This is a genomic window from Streptomyces sp. B6B3 (genome assembly GCF_039871525.1).
Classification (GTDB): Bacteria; Actinomycetota; Actinomycetes; order Streptomycetales; family Streptomycetaceae; genus Streptomyces.
This window is the reverse complement of sequence record NZ_JBDPLU010000001.1, coordinates 781,211-808,020: the sequence shown is the minus strand read 5'-3', so window position 1 is coordinate 808,020 and position 26,810 is coordinate 781,211. Positions and strand designations below refer to the sequence as shown.

The 26,810-nt window shown below is 72.1% G+C and carries 25 protein-coding genes; 3 read left to right on the top strand and 22 right to left on the bottom strand.

Translation table 11 applies throughout. The features are described from left to right. Positions 1-14: 14 nt before the first annotated feature. The 3 genes from ABGB06_RS03385 to ABGB06_RS03375 all read left to right on the top strand — a co-directional run bounded on the left by ABGB06_RS03385 (position 15) and on the right by ABGB06_RS03375 (position 3,464). Positions 15-1,388, top strand: a complete 1,374-nt coding sequence (locus ABGB06_RS03385; protein WP_347585129.1) for a histidine kinase — start codon at positions 15-17, stop codon at positions 1,386-1,388. Beyond that, a complete protein-coding gene (locus tag ABGB06_RS03380; RefSeq protein WP_347585128.1) occupies positions 1,385-2,062 on the top strand; it encodes a response regulator transcription factor in 678 nt (225 codons plus the stop codon). Before ABGB06_RS03385 ends, ABGB06_RS03380 begins: the two co-directional genes overlap by 4 nt. A gap of 184 nt (positions 2,063-2,246) precedes the next feature. Further along, positions 2,247-3,464 (top strand): glycoside hydrolase family 18 protein, encoded by a 1,218-nt coding sequence (locus tag ABGB06_RS03375; RefSeq protein ID WP_347585446.1) that lies wholly within the window; start codon positions 2,247-2,249, stop codon positions 3,462-3,464. A gap of 111 nt (positions 3,465-3,575) precedes the next feature. Here the strand turns inward: ABGB06_RS03375 and ABGB06_RS03370 are convergent, their stop codons facing one another. The 22 genes from ABGB06_RS03370 to lysA form a co-directional block, all read right to left on the bottom strand. Continuing rightward, entirely contained in the window at positions 3,576-4,022 is a 447-nt protein-coding gene (locus ABGB06_RS03370; RefSeq protein ID WP_347585127.1) for a DUF2550 domain-containing protein, read from the bottom strand. A gap of 91 nt (positions 4,023-4,113) precedes the next feature. Next, positions 4,114-4,497 carry a F0F1 ATP synthase subunit epsilon gene (locus tag ABGB06_RS03365; protein ID WP_347585126.1) on the bottom strand — a complete coding sequence of 128 codons (384 nt, stop codon included), beginning with the start codon at positions 4,495-4,497 and terminating at the stop codon, positions 4,114-4,116. Positions 4,498-4,633: 136 nt separating this feature from the next. Beyond that, positions 4,634-6,079 carry a F0F1 ATP synthase subunit beta gene (atpD, locus tag ABGB06_RS03360; protein WP_347585124.1) on the bottom strand — a complete coding sequence of 482 codons (1,446 nt, stop codon included), beginning with the start codon at positions 6,077-6,079 and terminating at the stop codon, positions 4,634-4,636. Positions 6,080-6,081: 2 nt separating this feature from the next. Beyond that, positions 6,082-7,014 carry a F0F1 ATP synthase subunit gamma gene (locus tag ABGB06_RS03355; RefSeq protein WP_347585123.1) on the bottom strand — a complete coding sequence of 311 codons (933 nt, stop codon included), beginning with the start codon at positions 7,012-7,014 and terminating at the stop codon, positions 6,082-6,084. A 2-nt stretch (positions 7,015-7,016) separates the two neighbouring features. Further along, complete coding sequence (gene atpA, locus ABGB06_RS03350) at positions 7,017-8,588, bottom strand: F0F1 ATP synthase subunit alpha (protein WP_347585122.1); 1,572 nt, start codon at positions 8,586-8,588, stop codon at positions 7,017-7,019. A gap of 107 nt (positions 8,589-8,695) precedes the next feature. Next, positions 8,696-9,526: a F0F1 ATP synthase subunit delta gene (locus ABGB06_RS03345; protein ID WP_347585121.1), complete on the bottom strand. Its 831-nt coding sequence runs from the start codon at positions 9,524-9,526 to the stop codon at positions 8,696-8,698. Next, positions 9,523-10,068, bottom strand: a complete 546-nt coding sequence (locus tag ABGB06_RS03340; protein WP_347585120.1) for a F0F1 ATP synthase subunit B — start codon at positions 10,066-10,068, stop codon at positions 9,523-9,525. The genes ABGB06_RS03345 and ABGB06_RS03340 overlap by 4 nt, the downstream gene beginning before the upstream one ends. Before the next feature lie 45 nt (positions 10,069-10,113). Then, complete coding sequence (gene atpE, locus ABGB06_RS03335) at positions 10,114-10,341, bottom strand: ATP synthase F0 subunit C (RefSeq protein WP_347585118.1); 228 nt, start codon at positions 10,339-10,341, stop codon at positions 10,114-10,116. Between the two features lie 109 nt (positions 10,342-10,450). Continuing rightward, positions 10,451-11,263: a F0F1 ATP synthase subunit A gene (atpB, locus tag ABGB06_RS03330; RefSeq protein WP_347585117.1), complete on the bottom strand. Its 813-nt coding sequence runs from the start codon at positions 11,261-11,263 to the stop codon at positions 10,451-10,453. 228 nt (positions 11,264-11,491) lie between these two features. Continuing rightward, the gene (locus ABGB06_RS03325) at positions 11,492-11,974 is read right to left on the bottom strand and encodes a hypothetical protein (RefSeq protein ID WP_347585116.1); all 483 of its coding nucleotides are present in this window, start codon (positions 11,972-11,974) and stop codon (positions 11,492-11,494) included. Positions 11,975-12,164: 190 nt separating this feature from the next. Next, on the bottom strand, positions 12,165-13,628 hold the full coding sequence (locus ABGB06_RS03320; RefSeq protein ID WP_347585115.1) for an MraY family glycosyltransferase: 1,464 nt from the start codon (positions 13,626-13,628) through the stop codon (positions 12,165-12,167). Positions 13,629-13,826: 198 nt separating this feature from the next. After that, positions 13,827-14,483, bottom strand: a complete 657-nt coding sequence (locus tag ABGB06_RS03315) for a protein-tyrosine-phosphatase (RefSeq protein ID WP_347585444.1) — start codon at positions 14,481-14,483, stop codon at positions 13,827-13,829. A gap of 41 nt (positions 14,484-14,524) precedes the next feature. Continuing rightward, positions 14,525-15,172: an L-threonylcarbamoyladenylate synthase gene (locus tag ABGB06_RS03310; RefSeq protein WP_347585113.1), complete on the bottom strand. Its 648-nt coding sequence runs from the start codon at positions 15,170-15,172 to the stop codon at positions 14,525-14,527. Positions 15,173-15,199: 27 nt separating this feature from the next. Next, the gene (gene prmC, locus ABGB06_RS03305; protein WP_347585442.1) at positions 15,200-16,087 is read right to left on the bottom strand and encodes a peptide chain release factor N(5)-glutamine methyltransferase; all 888 of its coding nucleotides are present in this window, start codon (positions 16,085-16,087) and stop codon (positions 15,200-15,202) included. A gap of 31 nt (positions 16,088-16,118) precedes the next feature. Continuing rightward, on the bottom strand, positions 16,119-17,189 hold the full coding sequence (gene prfA / locus ABGB06_RS03300) for a peptide chain release factor 1 (protein WP_347585112.1): 1,071 nt from the start codon (positions 17,187-17,189) through the stop codon (positions 16,119-16,121). 126 nt (positions 17,190-17,315) lie between these two features. Beyond that, positions 17,316-17,540, bottom strand: coding sequence for a 50S ribosomal protein L31 (gene rpmE, locus ABGB06_RS03295; RefSeq protein WP_347585111.1), 225 nt, complete (start codon positions 17,538-17,540; stop codon positions 17,316-17,318). A 124-nt stretch (positions 17,541-17,664) separates the two neighbouring features. Further along, complete coding sequence (locus tag ABGB06_RS03290) at positions 17,665-18,783, bottom strand: LCP family protein (RefSeq protein ID WP_347585110.1); 1,119 nt, start codon at positions 18,781-18,783, stop codon at positions 17,665-17,667. A 163-nt stretch (positions 18,784-18,946) separates the two neighbouring features. After that, positions 18,947-20,935, bottom strand: a complete 1,989-nt coding sequence (gene rho / locus ABGB06_RS03285) for a transcription termination factor Rho (protein WP_347585440.1) — start codon at positions 20,933-20,935, stop codon at positions 18,947-18,949. Positions 20,936-21,366: 431 nt separating this feature from the next. Then, on the bottom strand, positions 21,367-22,296 hold the full coding sequence (thrB, locus tag ABGB06_RS03280) for a homoserine kinase (RefSeq protein WP_347585108.1): 930 nt from the start codon (positions 22,294-22,296) through the stop codon (positions 21,367-21,369). A 289-nt stretch (positions 22,297-22,585) separates the two neighbouring features. Next, positions 22,586-23,728 carry a threonine synthase gene (gene thrC / locus ABGB06_RS03275; protein ID WP_347585107.1) on the bottom strand — a complete coding sequence of 381 codons (1,143 nt, stop codon included), beginning with the start codon at positions 23,726-23,728 and terminating at the stop codon, positions 22,586-22,588. A gap of 189 nt (positions 23,729-23,917) precedes the next feature. Next, the gene (locus ABGB06_RS03270; protein ID WP_347585106.1) at positions 23,918-25,210 is read right to left on the bottom strand and encodes a homoserine dehydrogenase; all 1,293 of its coding nucleotides are present in this window, start codon (positions 25,208-25,210) and stop codon (positions 23,918-23,920) included. Positions 25,211-25,397: 187 nt separating this feature from the next. Then, positions 25,398-26,795, bottom strand: a complete 1,398-nt coding sequence (gene lysA / locus ABGB06_RS03265) for a diaminopimelate decarboxylase (protein WP_347585105.1) — start codon at positions 26,793-26,795, stop codon at positions 25,398-25,400. Between the last annotated feature and the right edge of the window lie 15 nt (positions 26,796-26,810).

Here is a 26,810-nt window from a genome sequence, read left to right as displayed (position 1 = left end):
GCTCTGATGGAGCCATGCGCCGCCCCGCCCGTCCCCATCGCCACGACGTGTGGATCGCGGTGGCGGGACTGGCCGGCGGCCTCGTGGGCGTGATCTTCCACTTCTTCTACACGTTCCGAGCCGACGGCTCCGGCGGCCCGCCGGTGCTCGTCGGGCTGTTGGCCATGTGCTGCGCCGAGTTGTTGCGCCGCACCCCGGCCGTCGCCCTGCCGCTGTCCGTCGCGGGTCTGGTGGGCGACGCCCTGTCGGGCGGGCAGCTCGCCGTCATGATCATGTTCACCGACGTGGTGTACGCGGCCGTGCTCTACGGCTCCCCCCGCATGTCCCGGGCGGTGATGTGGCTCAGCGTGGTGCTGACCGCCGCGATCACCGTCGGCGCGCTGGCCGTCTTCCGTGAGCCGGAGGCCCTGCTGCTCGGCGCCCTGGGCGCCGGCGTCCTGGTCACCCCCGCGTGGACCGGCCTGACCATCCGCACCCACCGCGACGCCGCCGCGGCGGAGCGGCTCCGCGCGGAGCAGACCGCGCTGCTGGCCGAGATGGACCGGGTCCAGGCGGTCGCCGCCGAACGCGCCCGGATGGCGCGCGAGCTGCACGACATGGTCGCCAACCACATGTCCGCCATCGCCATCCACGCCACGGCGGCGCTCTCGCTGGACACCCCGGACGCCTCCAGGAACGCGCTGACCGTGATCCGGGAGAACAGCACCCAGGGCCTGGCCGAGCTGCGCCGGGTGATCCAGCTGCTCCGGCGGGCCAGCAGCGACGAGGAGCCGGGGGCGACACCTAGCCTGGACGGGCTGGACGCGCTGCTGCGGCAGGCCGCCGGCGCGGGCGCGGCCAGCCAGCTGCGGTTCGTCCGCCGCGACGCGGCCGAGCCGGCGGGCGGGCGGCCCCGGCCGCCCGCGCCGGTGGAGCTGGCCGCCTACCGCATCGTGCAGGAGTCGCTCACCAACGCGGTCAAGCACGCCGCGCCCGGCGAGGTGGTCGTCGCCCTCGACCACCGGGACGAGGCGCTGGTGGTGACGGTGACCAGCCGGTACGAGAGGCGCGCCACCGCCCGCGCGCCCGGCTCCGGGGCCGGGCTCGCCGGGATGCGGGAGCGGGTGGAGCTGCTCGACGGAGACCTGGCGGCCGGGCAGGTGACCGGGCCCGACGGCACCCCGCTGTGGCGGGTGCGGGCCGCCCTGCCGCTCGCCGAGCCGGCGGCGATGGCCGAACGCGGCGGCCGGACGGACCGTCCGGACCGCACCGAGCCGGCCGCGCACCCGGTCCGCGACGGCCGGACGCACGGGGCCGACCGGGCCCACCGGGCCGACGCGAACGACCCGGACAGCGGGGACCACCGGAACAGCCGGCGGGAGAGCACGGAGAGGACGTACCGCGGGTGACCATCCGGGTGATCGTGGCCGAGGACCAGGCGGCGGTGCGGCAGGGGCTCGTGCTGATCCTGGGCAGCGCCCCCGACGTCGAGGTGGTGGGCGAGGCCCAGGACGGCGAGGCCGCGGTCGCGCTGGCCACCGAGCTGCGCCCCGACGTGGTGCTGATGGACGTGCAGATGCCGCGCCTGGACGGGATCTCGGCCACCCGGCTGATCGCCGGTCAGGGCCTCGCCGACGTGCTGGTGTTGACCACCTTCGACTTCGACGACTACGTCTTCGGCGCGCTGCGGGCCGGCGCGGCCGGCTTCCTGCTCAAGGACAGCGACGCCGCGGGGCTCCTCGACGCGGTCCGGACCGTGGCCGCCGGCGACGGGCTGATCGCCCCCGCGGTGACCCGGCGGCTGATCTCGGAGTTCGTCCGCGGCTCGGCCGCGCCGCGCGCGCCGCGCGCCGATTCGGCCAGACTGCACGGCCTCACCCCGCGCGAGCGCGAGGTGCTGGCCGAGGTGGGCGCGGGCCTGTCCAACGCGCAGATCGCCGCCCGGCTGCACATGGCGGAGGCCACCGTGAAGACCCACGTCAGCCGCATCCTGCACAAGCTCGACCTGCGCAGCCGGGTCCAGGCGGCCGTGCTCGCCCAGGAGTTGGGCCTCGGCCAGGACGGCCCACGGGAACGCTCCTAGCGCGCGGCCGGTCCACACCCGTCACACCGTAATTGGTCCAGACCCATTGACCACTGGTCCAGACCTTTCTACGCTCCCCTTGCTCACCCCCACCTGTCCGGCCGCCGCCCGCGGCCGAACCGAACCAAGGAGCAGCCCGTTGCGGACCCTGGCACGCACAGCCTTCAGACGAACCCGGCGTCGGATCACCGCGATCGCGGCGGCCCTGACGCTGCTCCCGCTGGGCGGCGCCCTCGCGCTCGCCAGCACCTCACAGGCGGAGGAGGGGCCGGTCGGCACCACGGCCGCCGAGCCCGTGACCCTCGGCTACTTCGCCGAATGGGGCGTCTACGACCGCGGCTACCACGTCAAGGACATCGTGGACTCGGGCTCCGCCGAGGACATCACCCACATCAACTACGCCTTCGGCAACGTGCAGAACGGCGAGTGCACCATCGGCGACTCGTACGCCGCCTACGACCGCTTCTACAGCGCCGAGGAGAGCGTCAGCGGCGTGGCCGACAGCTGGGACACCGGTGCCCTGCGCGGCAACTTCAACCAGCTGCGGCAGCTCAAGGAGCAGTACCCGAACATCAAGGTGCTGTGGTCCTTCGGCGGCTGGAGCTGGTCGGGCGGCTTCACCCAGGCCATGCAGGACCCGCAGCGGTTCGCGCAGTCCTGCTACGACCTGGTCAACGACCCGCGCTGGGCCGGCGTCTTCGACGGCATCGACCTGGACTGGGAGTACCCCAACGCCTGCGGCCTTCAGTGCGACAGCAGCGGCCCGGCCGTCTTCGGCGAGATGATGGGCGCCTTCCGTGACGTCTTCGGCGACCAGCTGGTCACCGCCGCCATCACGGCCGACGCCTCGGAGGGCGGCAAGATCGACGCGGTGGACTACGCCACTGGCGCCCAGTACGCCGACTACCTGGCGGTGATGACGTACGACTTCTTCGGCGCCTTCGACGCCGACGGACCGACCGCCCCGCACTCGCCGCTGGGCTCCTACGACGGGATACCGCAGCAGGGCTTCAACAGCGAGGCGGCCGTCGCGGCGCTCAAGGACCAGGGCGTGCCGTCCGAGAAGCTACTGCTCGGCATCGGCTTCTACGGCCGCGGCTGGACCGGGGTGACGCAGGCGGCGCCCGGCGGCACCGCGACCGGCGCGGCGCCCGGCACCTACGAGGCGGGCATCGACGACTACAAGGTGCTGGTCGGCGAGTGCCCGGCCACCGGCACCGTGGCCGGCACCGCCTACGCGCACTGCGGCTCCGAATGGTGGAGCTACGACACCCCGGAGACGATCGCGGGGAAGATGGACTACGCCATCCAGCAGGGCCTGGGCGGCGCGTTCTTCTGGGAGTTCTCCGGCGACACGGCCGACGGTGACCTGGTAAACGCCATCCGCGGCGGACTCACCTGACACCCACACCACCGCCCCACGACGGCGTGGCCCGGCTCAGGACAGCGGCTCGTCCGGACCCGGGCCACGCTCGTGCGTACGCTCGCGGGAGGACGGGCCAGGCCGCGCGATCTAGGCGACGTTGACGCGCTGGCCCGGCGGGGCCGCCTCCAGCCAGGCGAGGAAGCCGGTGAAGGCGTCCTCGCTCATCGCCAGCTCCACGTCCTGCCCGTCGTGCCGGCAGTTCAGCACGAGGGCGCCCGGCAGCAGCGCCAGCTCCTCCTCGCCGTGCGGATGGCGCCGCTCCCTGACCTGGATACGGTCGCGCTGGAGTGTGCGCCGGGGGCGCGGAGCGTAGGAGAAGACCCGGAACCACTCGACATGGTCACCGTTGTACCGGGCCACGCCGTACAGCCAGCCCTTGCCGGACGACTGACCGGCACGCGGGGCGGTGAACCGGGCGCTGCAGTCGAAGGTGCCGCCGGAGCGCTGGATCAGCCGACGCCGCAGCCCGAAGACGAAGAGTCCGAGCACCAGCAGCAGGAGCACCGAGCCGACCACAAGCAGCGCGAGGACCATGCCGACTGACCTCCTCGCCTCGTGGTGTGTCCGGTGTCTCCCGGGTGTCTGACGCCCATGCCCGCCGCGCGGGCCCGCCTGTGTGACTGCCTCAGCGGCCGGCCGTCACCGCCTGCAGTCGCACCGAGGCGCGCCGCTCGGCGGACGCGTCCTCGCCGGCCCTGGCCTGCTCCAGAGCCCGCTCGGCGCGCTCGACGTCGATCTCGTCGGACAGCTCCGCGATCTCCGCGAGCAGCGACAGCTTACCGTCCGTGTACGAGATGAAGCCGCCGTGCACCGCCGCGACCACGGTGCCCTGGCCGTTCTCTCCGGTGGTCCTGATCGTCACGGGTCCCGACTGCAGCACGCCCAGCACCGGCTGGTGGCCCGGCATGATGCCGATGTCACCGCTGGTGGTGCGCGCCACGACCAGGCTGGCCTCGCCGGACCAGACCCGCCGGTCCGCGGCCACCAGCTCGACGTGCAGCTCAGCCACGACGGCTCTCCGTCCTCGTCATCGTTGCCATGGTCATCCTCGCCATGCCTCTCGCTTCTCCATCGAAGAATAGGTGCCTGCGCCGACGGCCGCGGGACGGGGGTCGCCCCCCGCCCCGCGCGCGTCCGACGATCGGTCAGGAGACGCCGAGCTTCTTGGCCTTCTCCTTGAGGTCGTCCAGCCCACCGCACATGAAGAACGCCTGCTCCGGGTAGTGGTCGAAGTCGCCGTTGGCGATGGCGTTGAACGCCGCGATCGACTCGTCCAGCGAGACGTCGGAGCCGTCCATGCCGGTGAACTGCTTCGCCGCGTGGGTGTTCTGCGACAGGAACCGCTCGATCCGGCGGGCGCGCTGGACGGTGAGCTTGTCCTCCTCGCTCAGCTCGTCGATGCCGAGAATCGCGATGATGTCCTGGAGGTCCTTGTACTTCTGCAGGATCCCCTTGACCCGCGAGGCGCAGTCGTAGTGGTCCCGCGAGATGTAGCGCGGGTCCAGGATCCGCGAGGTGGAGTCCAGCGGGTCCACCGCCGGGTAGATGCCCTTCTCGGAGATGGGCCGGGAGAGCACCGTGGTGGCGTCCAGGTGCGCGAACGTGGTGGCCGGCGCGGGGTCGGTCAGGTCGTCCGCGGGCACGTAGATCGCCTGCATCGAGGTGATGGAGTGACCGCGGGTCGAGGTGATCCGCTCCTGGAGCACGCCCATCTCGTCCGCGAGGTTCGGCTGGTAGCCCACCGCGGAGGGCATGCGGCCCAGCAGGGTGGACACCTCGGAGCCGGCCTGGGTGAAGCGGAAGATGTTGTCGATGAAGAACAGCACGTCCTGCTTCTGCACGTCGCGGAAGTACTCCGCCATCGTCAGGCCGGCCAGCGCGACGCGCAGCCGGGTGCCCGGCGGCTCGTCCATCTGACCGAAGACCAGCGCGGTCTGCGGGAGCACGCCGGACTCGTCCATCTCGGCGATCAGGTCGTTGCCCTCACGGGTGCGCTCGCCCACGCCGGCGAAGACGGAGACGCCCTCGTGCAGCTTGGCGACGCGCATGATCATTTCCTGGATCAGCACCGTCTTGCCGACGCCGGCGCCGCCGAACAGGCCGATCTTGCCACCCTTGACGTACGGGGTGAGCAGGTCGATGACCTTCAGGCCGGTCTCGAACATCTCGGTCTTGGACTCGAGCTGGTCGAAGTCCGGCGCCTTGCGGTGGATCGTCCACCGCTCGCTGATCTCGGACTCCGCCTCGGGCTCGTTCAGAATCCGGCCCAGGGTGTCGAACACCCGGCCCTTGGTGACGTCGCCGACCGGCACCGTGATGCCCTTGCCGGTGTCCGTCACGGGCGACTGGCGGACCAGGCCGTCGTTGGGCGCCAGGGCGATCGTGCGCACCAGGCCCTCGCCCAGGTGCTGCGCGACCTCCAGGGTCAGCGTCTTGGTCTCGCCGGCGTTCGCCGGGTCGGCGATCTCGACGGTCAGCGCGTTGTAGATCTCCGGCATCGCGTCGACGGGGAACTCCACGTCGACGACCGGGCCGATGACACGGGCCACGCGGCCCGTGGCCTGCGTCGGGGCCTCAGCAGCAGTAGTCATGGTTATCGCTCACTCCCGGCGGTCGCGTCGGCCAGGGCGTTGGCGCCACCGACGATCTCGCTGATTTCCTGGGTGATGTCGGCCTGGCGGGCCTGGTTGGCAAGCCGCGTGAACGACTTGATGAGCTCCTCGGCGTTGTCCGTCGCCGACTTCATCGCCCGCCGCGTGGCGGCGTGCTTGGAGGCGGCCGCCTGGAGCAGGGCGTTGTAGATCCGGCTCTCCACGTACCGCGGCAGCAGCGCGTCGAGCACCTGCTCACCCGAGGGCTCGAAGTCGTACAGCGGATGCGGCTGACCGCCCCGCTGGAAGACCTCGGCCGACTCCTCGGCGGTCGAGTCGAGGGTCAGCGGCAGCATCCGCCGCTCCACCGGGGTCTGCGTGATCATCGACTCGAACTCGGTGTAGGCGATGTGCAGCTCGTCCACGCCGCCCTCGTCGGTGTCCCGCTCCAGGGCCTCGATCAACGGCTCCGCGATCCGCTTGGCGTCGGCGTACGTCGGGTTGTCCGTGAAGCCGGTCCAGGACTGGGTCACGGGCCGCTCGCGGAAGCCGTAGTAGGCCACGCCCTTGCGGCCGACCAGATAGGTGTCCACCTCCTTGCCCTCGGCGACGAGCTCACCGGTGAGGTGCTCGCCCGCCTTGAGCACGTTGGCCGAGTACCCGCCGGCCAGGCCGCGGTCGCTGGTGATCACCAGCACCGCGGCCCGCCGGGCCGGGTCCGCCTCGGTGGTCAGCGGGTGCCGCAGCTCCGAGGAGCCGTACGCCACCGCGGCCACCGCGGCGGTCAGCTCGTCGGAGTACGGGGTGGACGCCGCCACCCGCCGCTGCGCCTTGACGATGCGCGAGGCGGCGATCATCTCCATCGCCCGGGTGATCTTCTTGGTCGCGGAGACCGACCGGATACGACGCTTGTATACGCGTAGCTGAGAGCCCATCGTCAGCCCTCGCCCAGCAGCTTGCCGTCCGAGGTCTCGAACTGCTGCTTGAACTTGTTCACAGCCGAGCGAAGGGCCTCGACGGTCTCGTCGGACATCTTCCCGCCCTCGCGGATGGCGGTCAGCAGGTCCTTGTGCTCGCGGCCCATGTAGTCGAGCAGCTCCCGCTCGAAGCGGCGGATGTCGCCGACCGGGACGTCGTCCATCAGGCCGGTGGTGCCCGACCAGACGGAGACCACCTGGTTCTCCGTGGAGAACGGGCTGTACTGCTCCTGCTTCAGCAGCTCCACCACGCGCCGGCCGCGCTCCAGGGCGGCCTTGGACGCCGCGTCCAGGTCCGAGCCGAAGGCGGCGAACGCCTCCAGCTCGCGGAACTGCGCCAGGTCCACGCGGAGCGAACCGGTGATCTGCCGGATCGCCCGGTGCTGGGCGGCGCCGCCGACCCGGGAGACGGAGATGCCGACGTTCAGCGCCGGCCGCTGGCCCGCGTTGAACAGGTCGGACTCCAGGAAGCACTGGCCGTCGGTGATGGAGATCACGTTGGTCGGGATGAACGCGGAGACGTCGTTGGCCTTGGTCTCCACGATCGGCAGGCCGGTCATCGAGCCCGCGCCCATGTCGTCGGACAGCTTGGCGCAGCGCTCCAGCAGCCGGGAGTGCAGGTAGAACACGTCGCCCGGGTACGCCTCGCGGCCCGGCGGGCGGCGCAGCAGCAGCGAGACGGCGCGGTAGGCGTCGGCCTGCTTCGACAGGTCGTCGAAGATGATCAGCACGTGCTTGCCCGCGTACATCCAGTGCTGGCCGATGGCCGAGCCGGCGTAGGGGGCGATGTACTTGAAGCCGGCCGGGTCGGACGCCGGGGCCGCCACGATCGTGGTGTACTCCAGCGCGCCGGCCTCCTCCAGGGCGCCGCGCACCGAGGCGATGGTGGAGCCCTTCTGGCCGATCGCCACGTAGATGCAGTGCACCTGGCGGCCCGGGTCGCCGGAGCGCCAGTTGTCGCGCTGGTTGATGATCGTGTCGACGGCCAGGGCGGTCTTGCCCGTCTGCCGGTCGCCGATGATCAGCTGGCGCTGGCCGCGGCCGATCGGGGTCATGGTGTCGACGGCCTTGTAGCCGGTCTCCATCGGCTCGTGCACCGACTTGCGCTGCATCACCGAGGGGGCCTGCAGCTCCAGGGCGCGGCGGCCCTCGGCCTCGATGTCGCCGAGGCCGTCGATGGGGTTGCCCAGCGGGTCCACGACCCGACCGAGGTAGCCGTCCCCGACCCCGATGGAGAGCACCTCGCCGGTGCGCCGCACCGACTGGCCCTCCTCGATGCCGCTGAACTCGCCGAGGACGACGACGCCGATCTCCCGCTCCTCAAGGTTGAGGGCGAGGCCGAGGGTGCCGTCCTCGAACTGCAGCAGTTCGTTCGCCATGGCCGAGGGCAGCCCCTCGACCTTCGCGATGCCGTCGCCGGCAACGCTGACCGTCCCGACCTCTTCCCGCGAGGCCGCGTCCGGCGAGTACGACTGGACGAAATCCTCCAGCGCGTCCCGGATCTCATCCGGCCGGATCGTGAGCTCCGCCATCTGGGTTCCCTGCTCTCCTTGTTGGGCCCGTCATATCTGTTACGGCCCAACTCGGGCCGCTGAGTGCGTTGTATGTGGTCGGCGCCGGGCCGGCCGGGGACCGGCCGTCAGTCCAGCCGCCGGTCCACCTCGTCGAGCCGGCCGACGACGGTGCCCTCGATGACCTCGTCGCCGATCCGCACCGAGATCCCGCCGAGGACCTCCGGGTCCACGTCGAGGTTCAGCCGGATCGCCCGGCCGTACAGCTTCGCCAGCGCGTCGCCGAGGCGGCGCTGCTGGCTGTCGCTGAGTGGCACCGCCGACGTGACCACCGCGACGGAACGGTCGCGGCGCTCGGCGGCCAGCTTGCTCAGGTCCTCCAGCCCGCCTTCCAGGCTACGACCCCGCGGCCGTTCCACCAGCCGGACCACGAGGCGCTGGGTGACCTCCTGGGCACGTCCGCCCAGCAGCCGCCGCACCAGCGCGCTCTTGGCCGAGCGCGCCACCTCGTCGTCGTCCCGGCCGGCGAGGGTGGAGCGCAGCTCGGGCGAGGAGACGACGATCCGGCCGAACCGGAACAGCTCGTCCTCGGCCGTGTCGAGCACTCCGGCCCGTTCGGCCGCGATGAGGTCCGCCGTGTCCGCCAGCTCCTCCACCGCGTCCACCAGGTCGCGGGACGCGGACCAGCGCGAGCGGACCATGCCGGAGACCAGGTCCACGGCCTCGCCGCCGACCTGACCGCCGAGCAGCCGGCCGACCAGCTCGGCCTTGGGCTCGCCCGGCTGAGAGGGGTCGGTCAGCACCCGGCGGAGCGACACCTCGCGGTCGAGCAGCGCGGTGACCGCGGCCAGCTCGTCGGCGAGCGTCGTGACGTCCACCGAGGTGCTGTCGGCCAGCACGCTGAGCCGCTCCCGGGCGGCGGCGCGCGCCTCGCGGCTGGCGATGCCGCCGGCGGTCATCGGGCCGCCTCTGCGGCCTCGGCCCGCTCCTCGAGCTCGTCGAGGAACCGGTCGATGACGCGGCTCTGTCGGGCGTGGTCCTCGAGCGACTCGCCGACCAGCCGGCCGGCCAGTTCGGTGGCGAGCCGACCGATGTCGCGGCGCAGCGACTGGGCGGCCTGCCGACGCTCGGCCTCGATCTGGGCGTGCGCGGCGCTGACGATGTCCTCGCGCTGACGCTGCCCCTCCTCGCGCATCTCGGCGATCAGGGCGGCACCCTGCTCCCGGGCCTCCTCGCGCAGCCGGGCCGCCTCGTGGCGGGCCTCGGCCAGGCGCTCCCGGTACTCCTCCAGCGTCTGCCGGGCCTCGGCCGGCGCGGCCTCGGCCTTCTCCATGCCGCCCTCGATGGCGGCACGCCGCTCCTCCAGGGCCTTGTTGATGGTGGGCAGCAGCTTCTTGTGGAAGATCAGGTAGATGACGCCGAGGCAGAACAGACCGATGACGATCTCGGGCCACGCCGGCAGCAGCGGGTTCTGCGGCTCTTCGGCCGCCAGATGGATCATGGTGGGCCTTTCGGTCGGTATCGGCTACTGGCTGTCGAAGGGCCGTCAGTACACGTAGGGGGCGACGAAGCCGATCAGCGCGAGCGCCTCGGCGAGCGCGAAGCCGAGCAGCATGTTCTGCCGGATCAGGCCCGTCGCCTCGGGCTGGCGGGCCATGGCCTGCACGCCGTTGCCGAAGATGTAGCCGATGCCGATGCCCGGACCGATGGCGGCGAGGCCGAAGCCGACGGCGCCGATGTTGCCTTCGAGGGCGGCAAGGGTCTCAACAGACATGTCGGTGGTTTCCTTTATCTCGGTGGGCCGGTGGACGGTGTGTGGGCCACCGGTCGTTTTTCGGGTGGAACGGGTGTGGTGGTCGCGGGGGGGCGGCGCCGCGAGCGCGTCAGTGCGGCTCCTCGAGAGCGCCCTGGATGTACGTGGCGGTCAGCACGACGAAGACGTATGCCTGAAGCGCCTGGACGAACATCTCGAACGCCGTGAGCAGCAGGGTCATGGCGAGCGAGGTCACCGAGTAGAAGGTGCCGACGACCGACCCGAGCATGTACCAGGAGCCGATCAGGAAGACCAGGATCAGCACGTGCCCGGCGAACATGTTGCCGAAGAGTCGGACCGCCAGCGTGAAGGGGCGGATGAAGACGTTCGACAGGAACTCGATCGGGGTGAGCAGCACGTAGATCGGCTTGGGCAGACCGCTCGGCACGCAGAGGTTCCTGATGCCGCCGACGAAGCCGTTCGTCCGGAAGGTCAGCGTCATGTAGGTGACCCAGACGACCAGGGCCAGCGCCACCGGATAGCCGATGATGGAGCTCGCCGGGATCTGGGCGAACGGCACGATCGCCCAGACGTTGAGCAACCAGACGAGGAAGAACAGCGACATCAGCAGCGGGACGTACTTCTCGCCCTCCTTGCCGATGGTCTCCCTGGCGATGCCGCGCCGCACGAAGTCGTACAGCGTCTCGCCGATCAGCTGGATCTTGCCGGGCACGACCTTGGCCCGGCCGAACGCGGCCCAGAAGAAGGTGAAGATGACGACGGTGCTGAGCAGCGCCAGCAGCATCGGCTTGTTGACCTCGACGGGACCGAGGTGGAACAGCGGCTCGAACTCGAACGACCACAGCGAAGGAGCCGGGTAGCCGCAGTCATGGAACAGATGACAGTCGGTCTCAAAGGCGAGCGTCTGGTCGTCATTCACCATGGGCTCCCTCGGCGTGGCGCATGTATACGGCAACCTCGTGTGTCGGCGTGGCGGGGCGCCACGGAGCGGCACTGGACTGGGTGGTGGAAGAGGAACCCGTCAGGCCCGACGCGGCACGGCGCGGCCGAGGCCGGGGTTCGCGGCTCTCGGCGACGGACGATAGCAGCCCCCACGGGTACCCCGAACCTCGCCCCCCTCGGGCACGTGCACGACGGGGGTGGGGGAGGTTCATGGCCGACCGCCCGGGGCGGGCGCACCGGTCTCGGTCGCGGAGGCGTCGCTCGCGGAGGTCGCCTCCTCGTCGCCCCCGGTGCTCGGACGGGGCTCGACGTACGGCGTCTTGAGCGTGAAGTTGGCCCGGGTCTGGCCCACCAGCCAGCCCACGGTGCCCACCAGCACCCCGGCGCCGAAGGCCCGACCGTTCAGGAACGAGGCGTCCCGCAACAGGAACAGCAGGCCGAGCAGCACGCCGATCTGCGTGATGTAGACCAGGAAACCAATGCCGAGGAACAACTCGGGCCAGCGCCGGCTCGCCCGGATCAGCGCGAGTTGTCCGAGCCCGAAGAAGCCGGCGGCCAGCAGCGCGCCGAGGGCCGCGCCGAGCGCGCCTTCCGCCCCCGCAGCCACCGCTGCGATGACGACGGCAAGGGCGCCGACCGCTGCACTCGGGAGCGCGGCGCCACGGATGATCCGGGCGTCGTTGGACTGCATGGCATGCTCCGGCAGATGGGGGACTGTCGTCGTTGACGAGCACATATGCACGGCGCGATGAGCGAGAGCGCCGTCACTCGTGAACGCTATCACAAACTTTTTGATGAGGTCTTTACTCTGTTGGTGTGCGAGGGCTCACACGTTTGGAGTAGTTGGCAGGTTGCGCAGGTGACCCTGTCACCGAAACGTGTTAGGAGCGGCTGTCGATCTTGCGCTTGGGGGCGAACCGGTGCCGATCCCCCACCGCCGTAGCGCCGTGCAACTGGGCCAGCGTGGGGCCGTGCGGCTTCGTCCCCTCCGCGCGCCCTGACCCGTCCGCACCGGCCTCCGCTCCGGCGTCCGCTCCGGCGTCCGGAGTGTCCTGGCCGCCCTGTTCCGCGCCCGCGCGCGACTCCGCGCCGGCGTCCTCGGTCCCGCCGGGTGCCGGGTCGGCGCCCTGGTCGTCCTGGTCGGTCTCCGCGTCGCCGTTCCTGGTGGCTCGGCGGCGCAGCCGGTACCGCCGCGGCAGCAGCCGCTCGGCCCAGGCGAAGCTGCGGTTGAGGGTCGGCAGCAGCAGCACCACCAGGCCGATCGCGCTGAGCGCCACGATGGCCGGCACGATCCAGGCCGCTGCGCTGGCCGAGCGAACCGAGTAGCCGACCACGCCGAAGACGATCAGCGCCGACCAGAAGTACATCAGCAGCACGGCCCGGCTCTGCGAGTGACCGATCTCCAGCAGCCGGTGGTGCAGGTGACCGCGGTCGGCCGAGAACGGCGAACGGCCGTTCCAGGTGCGGCGGACGATGGCCATCACCAGGTCGACGAACGGCACCGCGATGATGATCAACGGCAGCAGCAGCGGGATGTAGACCGGGCCCGTCTCGATGACCAGCCGCCGTTCGGAGCCGGTGAACGTCTGGATCAGGTCCGGGTCCACCTGGCCGGTGATGGACACCGCGCCGGCGGCCAGGATCAGGCCGAGCAGCATGGAGCCCGAGTCGCCCATGAAGATCCGCGCCGGTGCCATGTTGTGCGGCAGGAAGCCGAGACACATGCCGACCAGCACCGCGGAGAACAGCGTGGCGGGCGCGGCCGCCTCGATGCCGTACCCGTACCAGAGGCGGTAGGCGTAGAGGAAGAACGCGGCGGCGGCGATGCAGACCATGCCGGCGGCCAGCCCGTCGAGGCCGTCGACGAAGTTCACCGCGTTGATGGTGATCACCACGATGGCCACGGTCAGCAGCGTGCCCTGGAGCGGGGTGAGGGCGACGGCGCCCACGGTGGGGATCGGCAGCCACAGGATGGTCAGGCCCTGCGCCACCATGACGCCGGCCGCGATCATCTGCAGGCCCAGCTTGAGCAGCGCGTCCACGCCCCACTTGTCGTCGATCACGCCGATCAACCAGATCAGCCCGGCCGCGGAGAGCAGCGCGCGCGGCTCGTCGGATAGCCGGAACACCTCGCCGACGTTGGTGAGTTGCGAGGCGGTCAGCAGCGCGGCGCAGAGCCCGCCGAACATGGCGATACCGCCGAGCCGCGGCGTCGGCTCGGTGTGCACGTCGCGGGCCCTGATCGGCGGCATGGCACCGACGGCGATGGCGAACTTCCGCACCGGCCCGGTCAGCAGATACGTGACCGTGGCCGCGACGCACAGCGTCAGTAGGTATTCGCGCACAAGCTGCCCCAGTGGTCTCGCTGGTCTACCGCGCAACACCTTCTCATGCCGGTTCCCCCGCCCGCCTCCTCGTCCGGGCAGGTGCCGCCGCTCCGCCACGGAATCGGCCGACTTCACGCATGATTCACGCGGGTTCCGCCGGATCTCCCGCTGCCTCGGAGCGGGGCCCCGCGGTACCCCTCCGAGCCTACGACGTGTCTAGAGCAGCACCCGGCGGGGGCGGGACGGGCGCGGTGGCACGCCGGTGAGCGCGGTGACCACGGGGTCGAGCGCGCCGCGGATGTCCTCGCCGATGCTGCGGAAGTACGGGATGGGCGCGCCGTACGGGTCGGGCACCTCGTCGGCCTCCGGGCTGGGCGCCAGCAGCCAGCCGCGCAGCGCGGCGGCGGCGCGGGACAGCGTCCGGGCGCGCTGGACCAGCCCGTCGGGCGACTCGGCGGCGGGCAGGGTGGCGGCGTCGATGGCGCGAACCAGCCGGGTGAACTCCTTGAGCGTGAAGGTGCGCAGCCCGGCGTCGTGCCCCATCGAGATCACCTGGGCCCGGTGGTCCCGGGTGGCGGTGAGCACCAGGTCGGCCTGGACCACGTGCTCGTCCAGCAGCTCCCGGCCGACGAAGCCGTCGGCGTCGGCCCCGTACTCGGCCAGCACCTGGGCGGCGTGCTCCTCCATGGGCGCGCCCTCGTGCCCCCAGGTGCCGGCGCTCTCCACCACCAGCCCGGGATGGCCGCCGAGCCGCTCGGCCAGCGCCTGCCGGGTCAGCCGCTCGGTGATCGGGGACCGGCACACGTTCCCCGTGCTGACGTGCAGGATTCTGAAGACGCGGGCCCCGGTGCCGGACGCTCCCGGCGCCGGTATGCCGGGGTGGGTGTCCGCGGGGCCGCCGTTCGAGGCGGGTGTCAATGCGCGATCTCCAGGTCGGGGACGACCTTGCGCAGTTCCTCCTCGCCGATGGCACCGGCGCGCAGCAGCAGCGGCGTCTGCCCGGTGACGTCGACGATGCTGGACGGCACCGTGTCCAGGCTGGGCCCGCCGTCGAGGTAGATGGCGACGGAGTCGCCGAGCATCTCCTTGGCCGCGTCGCAGTCCACGGGAGCGGCGTGGCCGGTGAGGTTGGCACTGGAGACGGCCATCGGGCCGATCTCCTTGAGCAGTTCCAGGGCCACCGGGTGCAGCGGCATGCGGACGGCGACCGTGCCGTGGGTCTCCCCGAGGTCCCAGGTGAGCGACGGCTGGTGCCGGGCGACGATGGTGAGCGCGCCGGGCCAGAAGGCGTCGACGAGCTCCCAGCCCTTCTCGGGGAAGCCCGTGACCAGGCCGTGCAGGGTGTTGGGCGAGCCGACGAGCACCGGCGAGGGCATGCCGCGGCCGCGGCCCTTGGCCTCCAGCAGGTCGCCCACGGCGGTGGTGTTGAAGGCGTCAGCGCCGATGCCGTAGACGGTGTCGGTGGGGAACACCACCAGATCGCCGCGCCGGACCGCGGCGGCGGCCTCCCGCAGCCCGTGCTTGCGTGTCTTCGGTTCGGTGCAGTCGTAACGCCGTGCCATGGTTCACGTCCTCCTCGTACCCTCGGGTCACCGAGCGACCCGGCGGGCGGTGGCGAAGCGGGGGCGGTTGTTGAGATCCGGGTGGTCCGCGGCGTCGGCCCAGCCGCGGTCCTCGGTGAAGATCCAGGGCACCTGGCCGCCCTGGGTGTCGGCGTGCTCGATCACCACCATGCCGCCGTGTCGCAGCAGCCGGTGTGCGGCCCGCTCCAGGCCGCGGATCACGTCGAGGCCGTCCTCGCCGGAGAACAACGCCAGTTCGGGGTCGTAGTCGCGGGCCTCGGGGGCCACGTGCTCCCATTCGGTGAGCGGGATGTACGGCGGGTTGGAGATCACTAGGTCGACCTGGCCGCCGAGTTCGGGCAGGGCGGTGCGGGCGTCCCCCTGGTGCAGCAGCACCCGGCTGCCCTCGGCGTTCCTGCGGGCCCAGGAGAGCGCGCCCTCGTCGAGCTCGACGGCGTGCACGGTGGAGCGCGGCACCTCCTGGGCGAGGGCGAGCGCGATGGCGCCGGAGCCGGTGCAGAGGTCCACGATGAGCGGCTCGGCGACGTCCATGGCCCGGACGGCGTCTATCGCCCAGCCGACCACCGACTCGGTCTCGGGGCGGGGCACGAACACCCCGGGGCCCACCTGGAGCTCCAGATAGCGGAAGAAGACGCGTCCGGTGATGTGCTGCAGCGGCTCGCGGGCCTCGCGACGCGCCACCACCTCCCAGTAGCGGGCGTCGAAGTCGGCGTCCGCCACGCTGTGCAGCCGGGACCTGTCGGTGCCGTGCACGTGTGCCGCGAGCTCCTCGGCGTCGAAGCGGGGCGACGGCACGCCCGCGTCGGCCAACCGCTGGGTGGCCCGCGCCACCTCGGCCAGCAGCAGGGATCGCGGCGGCCGGGGCGGGGGGGATGACTCAGACCGGGATGACACAGTCACGTCGCCCACCTTACGGTCCCGGCGCTCAGCCCGCCGCCGCGAGCCGGGCGGCCGAATCGGCGTCCACGCACGCCTGGATGACGGCGTCGAGGTCTCCGTCGAGCACCTGGTCGAGGTTGTAGGCCTTGAAGCCCACCCGGTGGTCGGAGATGCGGTTCTCGGGGTAGTTGTAGGTGCGCACCCGCTCGGAGCGGTCCACGGTGCGCACCTGGCTGCGCCGGGCGTCGGCGGCCTCGCGGTCGGCCTCCTCCTGGGCGGCGGCCAGCAGCCGGGCGCGCAGGATGCGCATCGCCTGGTCCTTGTTCTGCAGCTGGCTCTTCTCGTTCTGGCAGGAGACCACGATGCCGGTGGGCAGGTGGGTGATGCGCACGGCGGAGTCGGTGGTGTTGACCGACTGGCCGCCCGGACCCGAGGAGCGGTACACGTCCACCCGCAGGTCGTTCGGGTTGATCTCCACGTCGACGTCCTCGGCCTCGGGGAGCACCAGGACGCCGGCGGCCGAGGTGTGGATGCGGCCCTGGGACTCGGTGGCCGGGACGCGCTGCACCCGGTGCACGCCGCCTTCGAACTTCAGCCGGGCCCAGACGCCCTGCCCGGGCGGCGGAGTGCCGCGGGTCTTCACGGCGACGGAGACGTCCTTGTAGCCACCGAGGTCGGACTCGTTGCCGTCGATGAGCTCGGTCTGCCAGCCGAGGCGCTCCGCGTACCGCAGGTACATCCGCAGCAGGTCGCCGGCGAAGAGCGCGGACTCCTCGCCGCCCTCCCCCGCCTTGATCTCCAGGATGACGTCCTTGTCGTCGCTCGGGTCGCGGGGCACCAGGAGCAGCCTGAGCTCGTCGGTCAGCTCCTCCCTGCGGGCCCCGAGCTCCTTCACCTCGCTGGCGAAGTCCGGGTCCTCGGTGGCGAGTTCGCGGGCGGCCTCCAGGTCCTCGCCGCACTCCTTCCAGGAGCGGTAGGCGGTGACGAGGGTGGTCAGCTCGGCGTAGCGCCGGGACAGCCGGCGCGCGGTCGCCTGGTCGGCGTGGATCGCGGGGTCGGCCAGCCGCCGCTCGAGGTCGGCGTGCTCGCCGATGAGTTCCTCGACCGCCTCGAACATCTTCTTCGGCTCCTGACGGGACAGGTGAGGGTGGGTGTGGGTGGACCCGGAGGGTGCCGGGTGGGACGCGAAAAACGCCGGACCGGCCCGCTCGGGGAGCGGCCGGGCCCGGCGTGGGGTGCTGCGCTACTTGCGGGACGACCCGGCGTTCTTGCCGAAGCGGGCCTCGAAGCGGGCCACGCGGCCGCCGGTGTCGAGGATCTTCTGCTTGCCGGTGTAGAAGGGGTGGCACTCGGAGCAGATGTCCGCCCGGATGCGTCCCTCGGTGACGGTGCTACGGGTGGTGAACGACGCGCCACAGGTGCAGCTGACCTGCGTCTCGACGTACGCCGGGTGAATGTCGCGCTTCACGGTGTTACCTCTCGTTCTCTGGTGGCCGCCGGGTCGGCACGCCGGATGCGCGCCGTGAACCGGAGCCGACGCCCCAGTGTGCCAGCAGGGGGGCGCGCCAGCCAAAACGGTCCCGTGGGGTCCGTTATTCCGCCGGCTCGCCGTTCCCGCCGTCGTGCCCGGCGACGATGTCGCCGTCCGCTTCGGCGGCCGAGCCCCGGGTGGCGGACTCCGGCACCGGGCGGTCCCGGCGCAGCGCCGTCCAGACCTGTTCGGCCCGCTCGGTGAGCGGCACGACCCGGTTGACGTCCTCGCTGTCGTAGGTCACCGGGAGGGTGATCAGGTGCAGGTCGTCCGACTCGATGGCGCGCAGCGCGCCGGCCAGGTCGGTCAGCTGGGAGACCGAGGCCAGGTCCGAGTCGGTGGTCACGGCCGAGGTGGCCGCGTCGGCGAGGTCGTAGAGCCGGCCCGGGTTGGTCAGCAGCCCGACGCCGCCGATCTGGTCGACCAGGGCCCGCAGGAAGTCGTGCTGGAGCTGTATCCGGGCCAGGTCGCTGCCGTCCCCGATGGCCTTCCTGGTGCGCACCAGGGCCAGCGCCTGCTCCCCGTCGAGGGTGTGGGTGCCGGCCGGCAGGCTCAGGTGGCTCTTGGCGTCGTCGATGGGCTCCGTGGTGGTGATCTCCACACCACCCAGCGTGTTCACCAGCCGCTCGAAGCCCTGGAAGTCGATCTCGACGTAGTGGTCCATCCGGATCCCGGTCAGCGACTCCACCGTGCGGACCGCGCAGGCGGGGCCGCCCACCTGGTACGCCTCGTTGAACATCACGCGGTCGGCGGCTTGGGCGGTGGAGCCGTCGGGGCGCCGGCAGTCGGGGCGGCTGACCAGGGTGTCCCGGGGGATGGAGACCACGGTGGCCGCCGAACGGTCGGCGCTGACGTGCACGATCATCGCCGTGTCCGAACGCGCGCCGGCCGCGGCGCCGTAGACGCCGGCGCCCCGCTCGGAGCGCGCGTCGGAGCCGAGCACCAGGATGTCGATCGAGTCGCCCGCCGAGTCCTCGGGGCGGTCGGTGCCCAGCGCGGCGTCGATGTCCACGTGCGCGATGTTGCCGTCGAGCTTCACGTAGAGCGCGGCGGCGCCGGCGACCGACAGCAGCAACGCCCCGATCGTCGTGAGGACGAGGGCCCGTAGCACCCGGCCGCGCCGGCCGAGCCGCTCTGCCCACGCGTCGGGTGAGCGACGGCCGAGGCGTATCGGGAGCATTTATCCATCTTGCCCCGAAGTCCGGGACCCCGCTTCCCGATCTTCGAACGCCGAGAACGCGTGAACGCCGAGAACGCCGAGAACGCGAGGCGGGGGTGGGCGGGGGCCCCCCGCGCCCGGGGGCGGCCGGCCACCCCCGCGTTCGGGGCCCGGATCCGCGGGCTCAGTCGCCGCCGTTGCCCGGGGTCGGCGTCGTCTTCTGGATCTGCAGCAGGAACTCGGCGTTCGACTTCGTCTGCTTCATCCGGTCGAGCAGCAGCTCGATGGCCTGCTGCTGGTCCAGCGCGTGCAGCACCCGGCGGAGCTTCCAGACGATGGCCAGCTCCTCGCTGCCCATCAGGATCTCCTCCTTGCGGGTGCTCGAGGCGTCGACGTCCACGGCCGGGAAGATGCGCTTGTCGGCGAGCTTCCGGTCCAGCTTGAGCTCCATGTTGCCGGTGCCCTTGAACTCCTCGAAGATCACCTCGTCCATCCGGGAGCCGGTCTCCACCAGCGCGGTGGCGAGGATGGTCAGCGAGCCGCCGTCCTCGATGTTGCGGGCCGCGCCGAAGAACTTCTTCGGCGGGTACAGCGCGGCGGAGTCCACACCACCGGAGAGGATGCGGCCGGAGGCGGGCGCGGCCAGGTTGTAGGCGCGACCCAGGCGCGTGATGGAGTCCAGCAGCACGACCACGTCGTGGCCCAGCTCGACGAGGCGCTTGGCGCGCTCGATGGCGAGCTCGGCGACGGTGGTGTGGTCCTCCGAGGGCCGGTCGAAGGTCGAGGAGATGACCTCGCCCTTGACCGAGCGCTGCATGTCGGTGACCTCCTCGGGACGCTCGTCGACGAGGACGACCATGAGGTGGCACTCGGGGTTGTTGTGAGTGATCGCGTTGGCGATCGACTGCATGACCATGGTCTTGCCGGCCTTCGGCGGCGAGACGATCAGCCCGCGCTGGCCCTTGCCGATCGGCGAGACCAGGTCGATGATCCGGGTGGTCAGCGCGCCGGGGTCGGTCTCCAGGCGCAGCCGGTCCTGCGGGTACAGCGGGGTCAGCTTGTTGAACTCGGGGCGGGCGCGGCCGGACTCGGCCGCCATGCCGTTGACGGAGTCGAGGCGGACCAGCGCGTTGAACTTCTCGCGCCGCTCGCCGTCCCGGGGCTGGCGGACCGCGCCGGTGACGTGGTCGCCCTTGCGCAGGCCGCTCTTGCGGACCTGGGCGAGCGAGACGTACACGTCGTTCGGGCCCGGCAGGTAGCCGGAGGTGCGCACGAAGGCGTAGTTGTCGAGGATGTCGAGGATGCCGGCGACGGGGATCAGGACGTCGTCCTCGGTGATCTGCGGCTCGCTCAGGTCGTCGCGGCCCCTGCTGCCGCTGCGGCCCCTGCGGTCCCGGTAACGGCCCCGGCGGCCGCGCCGGCCGCCGTCGAAGTCGTCGTCGCGGCCGTCCCTGTTGTCGCGGCCGTCGCGGCCGTCGCGGTTGTCCCGGCCGTCGCGGTTGTCACGGTTGTCGCGCCCGTCACGGCCGCCCCGGCCGCCGCCCTGGCCCTGGTTCTGGCCGCCCTGGTTCTGCCCCTGGCCGCCGCCCTGGCTCTGGTTCTGGCCGCCGCCCTGGCCGCCGCCGCTGTTCTTGCCCCTGCGGTCGCGCTTCGACTGCCGGTCCCCCTGGCCGCCGTCCTTGTCGGCCTTGTCCCCGCCCTTGTCGGCCTTCTCGGACCGCTCGCCCTTGTCGCCCCGGCCGCCGTCGCCCTTGGCGCCGTCCGCCTTGCCGGACTCGCCGGCCGCGGGGGCCGTGCCGTCGGCCTGGCCCTGGCCGGGAATCTCGATCTGCTGGGCGGCCTCGTCGCCGGTCCGGGCACGGGAGGTGGCGCGGCGCTTCGGTTTGTCACCAGCGCCCTGGCCCGCGGCGTCCGCCGCCTCACCGTTCGCCGCCGAGCCCTGCGAGCCGGCGGCCTGCTTCTCCTTGATGACCTCGATCAGCTGGCTCTTGCGCATGCGCGCGGTGCCCCTGATTCCAAGCCCGGAGGCTACCTGCTGCAGCTCCGCCAGGACCATGCCGTCGAGGCCGGTACCGGAGCGCCGACGCCGGGTGGCGCTGGCGGCAGGAGCGTCCGTGGCGGACGCGGTGGCATCACCGGCAGTCTTGTCGGCGCTGTCGGCACTCACGCCCATCAGATCGGTGGTGTCGCTCACGAAGGGTCCTTCCCTGGAGCGGACGTCGGCCTGTCTGGCTCGGCGACCGGTCGTGCTGTCCGGCTACGGTCCAAGTCCGGTGGACCGCCCGGTGCGGTGTCCCCGCCTGTTTCCTCACAGGGCGGGAAGATCAGTTCACAAGGTGTGGTGCGGGTGATCGCGGAGTACGGCCGCGAATCGCCGCACCGTTCCGGAGCGGGCTCGGCACTGCCAGGCAGGCTGCACGGGCAGATGAGTGGAGGCTCCCGGAAGAAGATGATGGTCCCGAAAATGGTGGGACCCGCAGGCACCGAACCCGCAGCGTTGATGTCCTGCGTGTCGGTACGTGCAGACTTGAGGTTAACACTACCGGATCCCGCCTTCATTCCCCCCTTCGCTGTTCGTTTGGCCTGTCGCGGCCGTCGCCGCCGTCACTGAGCGGACCCACCCGCCAGCGGCAGCACCGCCGCGCCCGTGGTGTCCAGCGTCAGCCGGTTGGCGGTCCAGCCCGCGCCGGCCAGTCGGGCGACCTTGTCGGCCTCCCCGTCCTCGGCGAGCGCCAGCACCGTGGGGCCGGCGCCCGAGATCACGGCGGGCACGCCGTCCGCCCGCAGCCGGCCGACCAGGTCCACGCTCTCCGGCATCGCCGGGGCCCGGTACTCCTGGTGCAGCCGGTCCTCGGTGGCCGGCAGCAGCAGCTCGGGACGCCTGGTCAGCGCCTCGACCAGCAGCGCCGCCCGGCCCGCGTTCACCGCCGCGTCCTCGTGCGGCACGCTGCGCGGCAGCAGGCCGCGGGCGGTCTCGGTGGCCAACGGCCGGGCGGGCACGAAGACCACGGGGACGATGCTGCCCGCCGGCTCCATCCGGATCGCGCGCACCGCGCCCGCCTCGCCCCAGGCCAGCGTGAAGCCGCCGAGCAGGCAGGCCGCGACGTTGTCCGGATGCCCCTCGATCTCGGCCGCGAGCTCCAGCAGCGCCGCGTCGTCGAGCCGGGCCTCGGCGCCCGTGGTGACCGCGCGGGCCGCCAGCAGGCCCGCACAGATCGCGGCCGAGGACGAGCCCAGGCCGCGGCCGTGCGGGATGCGGTTGGCGCAGACGATCTCCAGCCCCCGCGGCTGGCCGCCCAGCGCGCTGAACGCCGTCCGCAGGCTCCGGACCAGCAGGTTCCCCTCGTCACGCGGCAGCGTGTCGGCCCCCTCGCCGGCGATGTCGATATGCAGTCCGGCGTCCGCCACCCGCACCACCACGTCGTCGTACAGCCCGAGGGCCAGCCCCAGGGCGTCGAAGCCGGGACCGAGATTGGCGCTGGTCGCCGGCGTGCGGACCCGAACGGCGGCGGCGCGGAAGGCGGGATGGGCCATCGCTCGATGACTCTCCTTGGTGAGATGTGCGGCACGTTTCCGCAGGTCGCGCGGTGTGGCGGGGGTCCGCTGCGCACGGTTGTGGTCCTGGCTCGCGGACCCGTGGGAGCAGCACACCACTACGGGAACGAATACCAGCCTATCGAAGGAAGGTTCTGACGCGATACAGGGCGGCCGGTGTGGCCCGTCCGGGTCGTTCCGCGCCGCCCGGGGTCGCACCGGCCGTTCGGGCCGTACGGTCGGGCGGGCGCTGCGCGACGTTCGGTCAGGCGGGCCGTTCGGCGACCGCTCAGGCCAGGCCGAGGCGTTCGGCGGCGGCGTCCGCGTCCACCGGCACGGTGACCGGCCGGGGCGCGCCGGCCACCGCCCAGTCCGGGTCCTTCAGCCCGTTGCCCGTGACGGTGCAGACCACGCGCTGTCCGGGGTCGAGCAGCCCGTCCTCCGCGGCCTTGAGCAGCCCGGCCACCGAGGCCGCCGAGGCCGGCTCCACGAAGACGCCCTCCCTGGCGGCCAACAGCCGGTAGGTGGCCAGGATCTGACGGTCGGTCACGGCGTCGATGAGGCCGCCCGACTCGTCCCTGGCGCGTTCCGCCGAGGCCCACGAGGCGGGATTGCCGATGCGGATGGCGGTGGCGATGGTGGACGGGTCCTTGACCGGCTCGCCGCGCACGATCGGCGCCGCGCCGGCCGCCTGGTACCCCCACATCCGGGGCGTGCGGGAGGCCGGGCCGTCCGCCGCGTACTCCCGGTAGCCCTTCCAGTACGCCGTGATGTTGCCGGCGTTGCCGACCGGCAGCACGTGGATGTCGGGGGCGTCGCCGAGCATGTCGACGATCTCGAAGGCCGCCGTCTTCTGGCCCTCGATACGGCCGGGGTTGACCGAGTTCACCAGGGCCACCGGGTACTTCTCCGAGAGGCCGCGGGCCAGCGTGAGGCAGTCGTCGAAGTTCCCGTCGACCTGCAGTATCCGGGAACCGTGCACCAGCGCCTGGCCCATCTTGCCGAGCGCGATCTTGCCCTGCGGGACCAGCACCGCGCAGACCATGCCGGCGCGCACCGCGTACGCCGCGGCGGAGGCCGAGGTGTTGCCCGTCGAGGCGCAGATGACGGCCTGGGCGCCCGCCTCCTTCGCCTGGGAGATGGCCACCGTCATGCCCCGGTCCTTGAAGGATCCGGTGGGGTTGGCGCCCTCCACCTTCAGGTGCACCTCGCAGCCGGTGCGCTCGGAGACCTCCTGCGCGAGCACCAGGGGCGTGCCACCCTCGCGCAGCGTCACCACCGGGGTCTCCCCGGTGACCGGCAGCCGGTCCCGGTACTCCTCGATGACGCCGCGCCACTGGCGGCTGGTGGCGGCCGCGCCGCCTGCCGGACCGGCCTGCGCCGGCCCGTCCTGCTGGCCGGCCTGCCCGGTCGCGCCCACAGATGCGTCCATGATGACCACGGTCTCTCGTTTCCCCTTGTTCGCCGTGTTCCGCGTTGCCGCGTTCCCCGTGTACCCGCGTTCCCCGTGCTTCCGAATGCTCCCGGTTACTTCCGGTGCTTCCGGTGCTTCCGGTTGCTTCCTCGGCTTTCGGTGTTCTCGGTGCTTCCGGTCTTCTCCGTGTCTCCGGGGTGGCGCCCGCTACTCGCCCTCGACCCGCATGATGCTGGCCACGCCGTGCACCGTCTCCAGCCGGCGCAGCGCCCCGACCGTCGCGGCGAGGGCGGCGTCCGGCGCCCGGTGCGTGACCAGGACCAGCGACGCCTCGCCATCCTTGCCGCTCTGCCGCACGCTGTCGATCGACACTCCGTGGTCCGCGAAGGCGGTCGCCACCTGGGCCAGCACGCCCGGTTTGTCCTGCACGTCGAGGCTGATGTGGTACCGGGTGACGACGTCGCCCATCGGGCTGACCGGCAGCTGCGCGTAGGCCGACTCGCCCGGGCCCTGCCCGCCGTTGAGCTTGTTCCGGCAGGCCGCCACCAGGTCGCCGAGCACGGCGGACGCGGTGGGCGTGCCGCCCGCGCCGGGGCCGTAGAACATCAGCTGGCCCGCGGCCTCCGCCTCGACGAAGACCGCGTTGTACGCCTCGCGCACCGACGCCAGCGGGTGGCTCAGCGGGATCATCGCCGGATGCACCCGGGCCGTCACCGACTGGCCGTCCGCGGCCCGCTCGCAGATCGCCAGCAGCTTGACCGTGCGCCCCACCGCCTGGGCGGACGCGATGTCCGCGGCGGTGACCTCGGTGATGCCCTCCCGGTGCACGTCGTCCAGCCGCACCCGGCTGTGGAAGGCGATACCGGCCAGGATCGCGGCCTTGGCGGCCGCGTCGAAGCCCTCCACGTCGGCGGTCGGATCGGCCTCGGCGTAGCCCAGGGCCGCCGCCTCGGAGAGCGCCTCGCCGTATCCCGAGCCGGTGGACTCCATGCGGTCGAGGATGAAGTTGGTGGTGCCGTTGACGATGCCGAGCACGCGGTTCACCGTGTCGCCGGCCAGCGACTCGCGCAGCGGGCGGAGCAGCGGGATCGCACCGGCGACGGCGGCCTCGTAGTAGAGGTCGGCGCCGTGCTTCTCGGCCGCCGCGTACAGCGTGGGGCCGTCCTCGGCGAGCAGCGCCTTGTTCGCGGTGACCACGCTGGCGCCGTGCTCGAAGGCCGAGTTGATCAACGAGCGGGCGGGCTCGATGCCGCCGATCATCTCCAGCACGACGTCGACGTCGCCACGCGCCACCAGCCCGGCGGCGTCGGTGGTGACCAGCTCGGGATCGACGCCCTCGCGCAGCCGGTCCGGGCGCCGTACGGCCACGCCGACCAGCCGCACCGGGGCACCGACCCGGGCCGCGAGATCGTCGGCGTGCGTCGTCATGAGGCGGACCACCTGCGAGCCGACGACACCGCAGCCCAGAAGCGCCACCTGCAACGGACGAGTGCGCACCATCCGACCCTCGCCTTTCAGCTCACCCGACGGACATCCAGTGTCACGCAGGTACGGCGGACCGACCCACGTACGTTCAGTATGCGGACTCGGCCGGGGTGCGTGGCGGTTTCTCCCGGACCGGGGGCCGAGCCGAGAGCCGAGCCGGGCGGCCGGACCGGTGTGGGTCCGGCCGCCCCGTGGACGGGTCTCAGCCAACGTCGAGGCGGAGCAGGTCCTCGTCCGTCTCCCGGCGCACGATCGCCCGCCCGGTGCCGCCGCGGACCGCGACCACCGGCGGGCGGGGCGTGTGGTTGTAGTTGCTGGCCATCGAGCGGCAGTAGGCGCCGGTGGCCGGCACCGCGAGCAGGTCGCCGGGGGCCACGTCGGCCGGCAGATAGGCGTTGCGGACCACGATGTCGCCGCTCTCGCAGTGCTTGCCGACCACCCGGATCAGCGTCGGCGGCGCCTGCGAGGCGCGGTTCGCCAGGGCCACCGAGTACTCGGCGTCGTACAGCGCGGTGCGGATGTTGTCCGACATCCCGCCGTCCACGCTGACGTAGGTGCGCAGGCCGTCGAGCGGCTTGACCGTGCCGACCCGGTAGAGGGTGAACGCGGTCGGCCCGACGATCGCCCGGCCCGGCTCGACGCTCAGCCGGGGCGGCGCCAGCCCGGCCCGGTCGCACTCGCGCGCCACGATGTCGCCGAGCGTCTTGGCGATCTCGTGCGGCTCGCTCGGGTCGTCCTCCGGCGTGTACGCGATGCCCAGGCCGCCGCCGAGGTCGATCTCGGGCAGTTCGAGGCCGTGCTCGTTGCGGATGGCGTCGAGCAGCCCCACGACGCGGCGCGCGGACACCTCGAAACCGGCCATGTCGAAGATCTGCGAGCCGATGTGCGAGTGGATGCCGACCAGGTCGAGGCCGTCGTCGCGGCGGGCCAGCACCCGGCGCACCGCCTCGGCCGCGGTGCCGTCGGCGAGCGCCAGGCCGAACTTCTGGTCCTCGTGCGCGGTGGCGATGAACTCGTGGGTGTGCGCCTCGACGCCCACCGTGACCCGCACCTGCACCCGCTGCCGCACGCCGAGCCGCCGGGTGACGTCGGCCACCCGCTCGATCTCCTGGAACGAGTCGAGCACGATCCGCCCCACCCCGGCGGCGACGGCCCGCTCGATCTCCTCGAGCGACTTGTTGTTGCCGTGCAGCGCGAGGCGTTCGGCGGGCATGCCGCCGGCCAGGGCGGTGGTCAACTCGCCGCCGGAGCAGACGTCGAGGTTCAGGCCCTCCTCGTGCAGCCAGCGCACGACGGCGCGCGAGAGGAACGCCTTGCCGGCGTAGAAGACGTCGGCGTTCGCGCCGAACGCCTCGCGCCAGGCCCGGCAACGGGCCCGGAAGTCATCCTCGTCGAGCACGTACGCCGGGGTGCCGTAGGTCGCGGCGAGCTCGTTGACGTCGAGGCCGGCGACGGCGACGACGCCGTCGGCGCGCCGCTCGACGGTCCTGGCCCAGACCCGCGGGTCCAGGGCGTTGAGATCGGCGGGCGGGGCGGTGTAGTGCCCCTCGGGGAGCACGTCGCCGTGCCGAGGCCCGGCCGGATGAGCGGATCGGCTCATGGGGAAACCCTCAGT

Excerpts from the sequence above, each read along its gene's own strand:
- atpA (WP_347585122.1), bottom strand. The coding sequence starts at position 8,588 with ATGGCGGAGCTCACGATCCGGCCGGATGAGATCCGGGACGCGCTGGAG.
- atpE (WP_347585118.1), bottom strand. The coding sequence starts at position 10,341 with ATGTCTGTTGAGACCCTTGCCGCCCTCGAAGGCAACATCGGCGCCGTC.
- thrB (WP_347585108.1), bottom strand. The coding sequence starts at position 22,296 with ATGGCCCATCCCGCCTTCCGCGCCGCCGCCGTTCGGGTCCGCACGCCG.
- ABGB06_RS03290 (WP_347585110.1), bottom strand. The coding sequence starts at position 18,783 with ATGCTCCCGATACGCCTCGGCCGTCGCTCACCCGACGCGTGGGCAGAG.
- ABGB06_RS03270 (WP_347585106.1), bottom strand. The coding sequence starts at position 25,210 with ATGGTGCGCACTCGTCCGTTGCAGGTGGCGCTTCTGGGCTGCGGTGTC.
- thrC (WP_347585107.1), bottom strand. The coding sequence starts at position 23,728 with ATGGACGCATCTGTGGGCGCGACCGGGCAGGCCGGCCAGCAGGACGGG.
- ABGB06_RS03355 (WP_347585123.1), bottom strand. The coding sequence starts at position 7,014 with ATGGGCTCTCAGCTACGCGTATACAAGCGTCGTATCCGGTCGGTCTCC.
- lysA (WP_347585105.1), bottom strand. The coding sequence starts at position 26,795 with ATGAGCCGATCCGCTCATCCGGCCGGGCCTCGGCACGGCGACGTGCTC.
- ABGB06_RS03325 (WP_347585116.1), bottom strand. The coding sequence starts at position 11,974 with ATGCAGTCCAACGACGCCCGGATCATCCGTGGCGCCGCGCTCCCGAGT.
- ABGB06_RS03310 (WP_347585113.1), bottom strand. The coding sequence starts at position 15,172 with ATGGCACGGCGTTACGACTGCACCGAACCGAAGACACGCAAGCACGGG.
- rho (WP_347585440.1), bottom strand. The coding sequence starts at position 20,935 with ATGGGCGTGAGTGCCGACAGCGCCGACAAGACTGCCGGTGATGCCACC.
- prfA (WP_347585112.1), bottom strand. The coding sequence starts at position 17,189 with ATGTTCGAGGCGGTCGAGGAACTCATCGGCGAGCACGCCGACCTCGAG.
- ABGB06_RS03385 (WP_347585129.1), top strand. The coding sequence starts at position 15 with ATGCGCCGCCCCGCCCGTCCCCATCGCCACGACGTGTGGATCGCGGTG.
- ABGB06_RS03370 (WP_347585127.1), bottom strand. The coding sequence starts at position 4,022 with ATGGTCCTCGCGCTGCTTGTGGTCGGCTCGGTGCTCCTGCTGCTGGTG.
- atpB (WP_347585117.1), bottom strand. The coding sequence starts at position 11,263 with ATGGTGAATGACGACCAGACGCTCGCCTTTGAGACCGACTGTCATCTG.
- ABGB06_RS03345 (WP_347585121.1), bottom strand. The coding sequence starts at position 9,526 with ATGACCGCCGGCGGCATCGCCAGCCGCGAGGCGCGCGCCGCCGCCCGG.
- atpD (WP_347585124.1), bottom strand. The coding sequence starts at position 6,079 with ATGACTACTGCTGCTGAGGCCCCGACGCAGGCCACGGGCCGCGTGGCC.
- ABGB06_RS03340 (WP_347585120.1), bottom strand. The coding sequence starts at position 10,068 with ATGATCCATCTGGCGGCCGAAGAGCCGCAGAACCCGCTGCTGCCGGCG.